Source organism: Collinsella aerofaciens, assembly GCF_901212495.1.
Classification (GTDB): domain Bacteria; phylum Actinomycetota; class Coriobacteriia; order Coriobacteriales; family Coriobacteriaceae; genus Collinsella; species Collinsella aerofaciens_H.
Genome location: NZ_CAAKNY010000054.1, coordinates 1 through 5209, shown reverse-complemented (window position 1 = coordinate 5209; position 5209 = coordinate 1). Strand labels below are relative to the sequence as shown.

The 5209-nt window shown below is 60.7% G+C and carries 6 protein-coding genes; all 6 read right to left on the bottom strand.

The annotated features are described in order from the left end of the window. Positions 1–270: 270 nt before the first annotated feature. Complete coding sequence (locus SFLMC1_RS06445; protein WP_187323885.1) at positions 271–1485, bottom strand: MFS transporter; 1215 nt, start codon at positions 1483–1485, stop codon at positions 271–273. Positions 1486–1569: 84 nt separating this feature from the next. Next, on the bottom strand, positions 1570–2403 hold the full coding sequence (locus SFLMC1_RS06440) for a PTS system mannose/fructose/sorbose family transporter subunit IID (protein WP_152073313.1): 834 nt from the start codon (positions 2401–2403) through the stop codon (positions 1570–1572). Continuing rightward, on the bottom strand, positions 2384–3157 hold the full coding sequence (locus SFLMC1_RS06435) for a PTS mannose/fructose/sorbose/N-acetylgalactosamine transporter subunit IIC (protein WP_152073312.1): 774 nt from the start codon (positions 3155–3157) through the stop codon (positions 2384–2386). Before SFLMC1_RS06435 ends, SFLMC1_RS06440 begins: the two co-directional genes overlap by 20 nt. A 58-nt stretch (positions 3158–3215) precedes the next feature. After that, complete coding sequence (locus SFLMC1_RS06430) at positions 3216–3698, bottom strand: PTS sugar transporter subunit IIB (protein ID WP_152073311.1); 483 nt, start codon at positions 3696–3698, stop codon at positions 3216–3218. 57 nt (positions 3699–3755) lie between these two features. Next, the gene (locus SFLMC1_RS06425) at positions 3756–4175 is read right to left on the bottom strand and encodes a PTS sugar transporter subunit IIA (RefSeq protein ID WP_152073310.1); all 420 of its coding nucleotides are present in this window, start codon (positions 4173–4175) and stop codon (positions 3756–3758) included. A 42-nt stretch (positions 4176–4217) separates the two neighbouring features. Next, on the bottom strand, positions 4218–5209 hold a 992-nt coding region (locus tag SFLMC1_RS06420), incomplete at its 5' end, for an SIS domain-containing protein (protein ID WP_154063916.1).

Sequence of the window (5209 nt, the reverse complement as noted above, 5' to 3'; positions counted from 1 at the left end):
GCGCGGTCATCTTCTTGCCGGTCTCGTAGACGTTCTTGCCGTCCTCGACGTAGCCCTCCTGGCTAAAGTGCATGATTTCGATCTTCTCGGTTTCCTTCATGGTTTGTCCTTTCTGTCTCCCACGCAACTCTATATATCGCGTTTCTTTTCGATACCAATTATAGACATACACCCAACGCGTTTTTAATACCACTTTGCAATCCAAGCCAATCCTCGGTAAACGGTCGAAATCCTCGGGTGAGTGGTATTAAATTGATATTGCCTGTATATCTAATGCCCCCGACGCTTTCCCTGCGTGGCAAAGAACAGCGTTCCTACCAGCGCAATGATTGTTGACGCCCCAAACAGCACCGTTTGAACGCCCAGAGCCTCCGCCAAAAACGGAGCGGCCAGCAACGGCAGCACGCCGGCGCTCATCAGGCCAAAACGTACAAAGCCCGTGATGCGCCCCAGATATTTGATGTCGGCACGCTCCTGAATCAGGATCATCTGCAGAGGCTCCAAGAAGCCCCACGCCAAGCCGTTAATCGCCTGGCCGACAATCGCAACCCCCAGCATATCGGTGCCCACGTACACCATGGATCCAATGCCCACGGTCATGAGCGCGCCCAGCAGCAGACGCAAATTGACATGACGAGCCGAGATCTTGGTCAGGGCAAATGCGCCGACCGACGAGGTAAGACCAACGACCGACGACAGCCATCCCAGCCAAACAATGTCCACGTTGAGCACATCGCGATAGAACAGCGACTCCAGCGAATCGAACGCGCCAAATGCGAAAAAGCCCAAAAAACCCGAGATAAAGATAAGCCGCAGGTCGTGATCGCAAAACGTAAGTCGGGCACCTTCGACCATGCCGCCAAGGATGCCGCCCGCCTGCTTCTCCCCCTTTGCGGGGGTAACGCGCTCGTGGCAACCCAAAGAGAGCACGGCCGCCACGCCCATCATGGCCGCCATGAGCAGGTAGACGGATTGCGTGGCAAAGCAGCTTACCATGGCGCCGCCAAGCAACGGGCCGGCGGTATAGGCGATATTGCTGTAGAACACCATGAGGCCGTTCACGCGGGTGCGGCCCTCGGTTGTCGATTCAAGGTACCCCGGAAACGCATGGGTGCAGGTGTTGATAAAACCGCCGGCAAGCCCCAACACGCAGGCGGCAAACACAAGGCTCGGGACCGTAAGCGGCGCCAGGCCAATGCCAAGCGAAAGCACTGCCGTGACCGCGCACGTCACAAACGATGTGCGGCGCGGGCCAAAGCGGTCGATGACCGAGCCCGACACCATATTGCCCACCGACGTCGTAAGGTTGCGCACGAGCGTGATGGCAGCGACCAAAAAGGCCGTACCAGCCAAGTCATACGTCGCCGCGCCGATAAGCCCCAAAAAGTACACCGCGTTGTTGGCGCACCACTGCAGGGACTCAATTAGAATTAGCCTGACTTCCGCCGGCGTCAGGCGCATGGCTTCGCGATCCTTCGCGAACATACGAACTCCTTTATACAAAAAGGGATGGAGGGCGCAGGTCCGCTCCATCCCTTTGCAAGGTCGATAAAACGTTGCCGCAGGCCCTTACGCCAGCACGCCGAAGAACGCGCCGACGATGCCCACGGCCATGGTGGCCACGATCAGCACCATGGGGTTGATCTTCTTGGACAGCAGCCAGTAGTAGAGCCAGAAGGCGAGCATGCCGAGCATGCCGGGCATGATGCCGTCCAGGATGTCCTGGAGGGTCTGGGCGTCGTCGCCCGAGCCGATGGCCACCGGGATGCTGGCCCAGAACATGTCCTTGCACATGGCGCCCACGACCATGACGCCCACGATGCCGACGCAGGTCATGATCTTCTGCATGAGGCCGGTCCTCTGGGCCTCGTCCAGGAAGCCCACGCCCAGCTCATAGCCCTTGATGGCGCCCCAGACGCGCAGCGCGAAGCCGGGGACGTTGTAGATGAGCAGGAAGGCGATGGGGCCGAAGGGGTTGCCGGCCTGGCACAGGCTGATGCCCACCGCGGCGGCGACGACGCGCAGCGTCGACAGGAAGATGGAGTCGCCGATTCCGGACAGCGGGCCCATGAGGGCGGCCTTGACGTCGTTGACGCTCTCGGGCTCGATCTCGCCGCGGGCGACCTTCTCCTCCATGGCCATCGCGATGCCGCCGACGAACGGGGCGAACTGGACGGTGATGTTGAAGAACGCGCAGTGGCGGTGCAGGGCCTCGGCGTAGTCGTCGGGGCGGCCGGCGTAGATCTTCTTGAGCATGTTGGCGACCATCAGGCAGAAGGCGATGTTCATCTGCTTGTAGTAGGTCCAGGAGAACTCCATGCCCAGGGAGCCGACGTTGACGGCGCTCTTGACGAGGTCGGAGCGCGTGATCTTGTTCTCGGGACTAGAAGTCATCGTCCTCATCCCCTTCCGCGGAGAGCTGGGGCTGGGCTCCGCCGAGCCCCAGCAGGTCGAACTTGTCGATGCCGATGATGATGGCGATCAGGGCGACGCCCAGGACGGGCACGTTGGCGTAGGAGCACAGCAGGAAGCCCAGGAAGTAGAAGGGCACGAGCTGCTTGGTGAGCACCAGGCGGCCGAGCATGGCGAAGCCCATGGCCGGCAGGATGTTGGCCGCGACGCCGAAGCCGTCAAGCACGAACTGCGGAATGAAGTCGAGCATGCCCTGGATCGCGTCAGCGCCCAGATAGAACGACAGCGAGCACAGCAGGAACGCCATGAGGACGCCCGTGGAGCCAATCAGGAAGTGCATCGCGTAGACGCCCTTGAGGTTACCCTGGGCAGAGAAGACATCCGCGCGGTCGACCAGGATCGGCAGGGCTGCGTTCAGGATGTTCTTGATGGCCAGGCACAGCGTGGCGATAGGCATAGCGAGTGCGATGGCAGCCTCGGTGCTCTGGCCCAGCTGGATAGCGAAGGCGCAGGCGAGCACGCCGCCGATCGTCTCATCGGGCGGAACGTAGGCGCCGATGGAGATCGAGCCCATGAACAGCAGCTCCAGGCTCGCGCCAATCGCGAGACCGGACTGCAGATCCCCCAGCACCAGGCCCACGAGCGGGCACAGGACGATGGGACGGAACGCGTAGAGCGTACCGAGCTGGTAGTCGAACTTACCAAATGCGGCGATAAGTCCGATGAGGATTGCTTGGGTAAGCATACATCCCCCTTTCCATATAGGACACTACGAAGAGACGGAGCTCTTCGAAATTAACCGCCTAGAGCACGCTGGCGCAGTCAACCTTGGGGTCATCGGCCAGAGGACGGATCTCGACCTCGACGCCACGGTCCAGTATCTCACGCACATCGGCTTCCTCGGCCGCGGTCAGGAAGATCTGGCGAGAGACCTGACGCGCGTCGGGACGCTTCTCGTCCTTGGGCTTGGTGTTGCCCAGGTTAATCGACTTAATCTGCGGGCAGCCCTCGACCAGCTGCTTTGCCTCGGCGATGGTGGCGACGCAGATAATCATCTTGTACTTGTCGGTCACGCCCGAGTTAATGGCCTCGATGGCGTTCGCCATGTCCTTGATGACGAGCTTGCAGCCGGCAGGCTTGCCCATCTTGAGCGTGGTCTTCCACACCGGGTCGTTGGCGACCTTGTCGCCCACGCAGAAGATGCAGTTAGAACCAAGGCCCTGGACCCAAGAGACTGCGACCTGGCCATGAAGCAGACGATGGTCGACGCGAAGGAGCTGAATCATAATGTGACCCCCCAAAGGTCTTGTGCCGTTTTACGGCGTGTCAGTAGGTGCTGCGGATTAGAACTCTTCTTCCTCGTCGTCATCGACCAGCAGGTCGTTGACAAACTTCACGCGCGTGTCGTCCGCAGCGACGATGGCGCGAATCGTCTCCTCAACCGGAGCCGACTCATCGGAGAACAACAGCTGGATGAGCAGCGGAAGGTTCATGTTGGTGACAAGGTAGGTGCGGGGACGCGTCTGGACGATCTTGGTGAACTCGTTGTTCACACTGCCGCCAAAAAGGTCGGTGCAGACGACGACATCATCGTCGGCAGACATGCCTGCCAGCAGCTTTTGGGCTTCCTCGGCCACGTCCATGCGGTCGTCGACAAACATCGAAAGGTCGTGAACGTTGTCGCGAGCACCCGAGAGCAGCTCAATGCTCTCTTTGATGCCGGTAGCGAAGTGCGCATGGCTGGCGATGATGTACTGTCTCATTCTGCGAATCCTTCCGTGACTGACGCGTCCCCGCGCTTGGCTTTAGTAGTCGAACTGGTGATAGTAACGACGATACTTGAGGTTGTGCTTGGTGACCGTCTCGTAGTAGCGGGCCAGGCGGTCAGTCACGAGCACCGTCAGAATCCACGGGGAAACGATGACGCGGAAGTCGTCGTCAAGGCCGGGGATGGCGAACTCGGCGGTGTCGATGATGTTGATGTCGGTGTCGCCGGTCACGCCGCGGGTGAGGAACGCGCGAGCACGCTCGTCGAGCTTGCGGTTCTCGTCCTCGCCCATGAACAGGAACACGGGGACGCCCGGCTCCACGAGCTCGAGCGTGCCGTGGAAGAAGTCGGCGGACGTAATGTAGCGGGTGCGCTTCCACTGCATCTCCTCGAGAATGCACATCGAGAAGAGGATGGTCTCGCCCCACAGGGCGCCGGAGCCGATGAACATGGTGTAGGGCGCGAGGGCGTACTTCTTGGCGAGCTCCTCGGCACGCGGCTCGAAGCGCTTACGGATATCGAGCATGTCCTTCCAGATGTCCTTGGTCTGCTCGATGAACAGATCGAACTTGGGGAAGCAGCCGCGACGGTTGAGCAGGCGCAGACCGAAGCAGTCGGCGAGGTAGTAGCCCTTCTCGCAGCCACCGGAACCATGGTCAGAAGCCATGGCGACGCAGTTCTCGGCACCGACAGCCTGGCCGATGGGACCCTCGGGCTTGGTCATGGCGTAGACGCGCACGCCCATGTCCTTCATCTTCTTGACGGCCTCGAGGACCTCGGGGGTGGTACCGGACTCGGAGGCGGTGAGCACGACGGACTTGTCGGTCATGCGCTTGTGGCCGGAGACGTTCCACTCGGCGGCGTGGATCAGGTAGACCTCCAGGTCGCGGTCGCCGAACTTGTTCATGAGGTACTCGAGCTGCATAAACTCGTCCCAGGTGCCGCCCACGCCCATCAGGAAGACGGCGTCGTAGCCCTCGTCGGCGACTTTGTCGGCGAGCGCGGTCATCTTCTTGCCGGTCTCGTAGA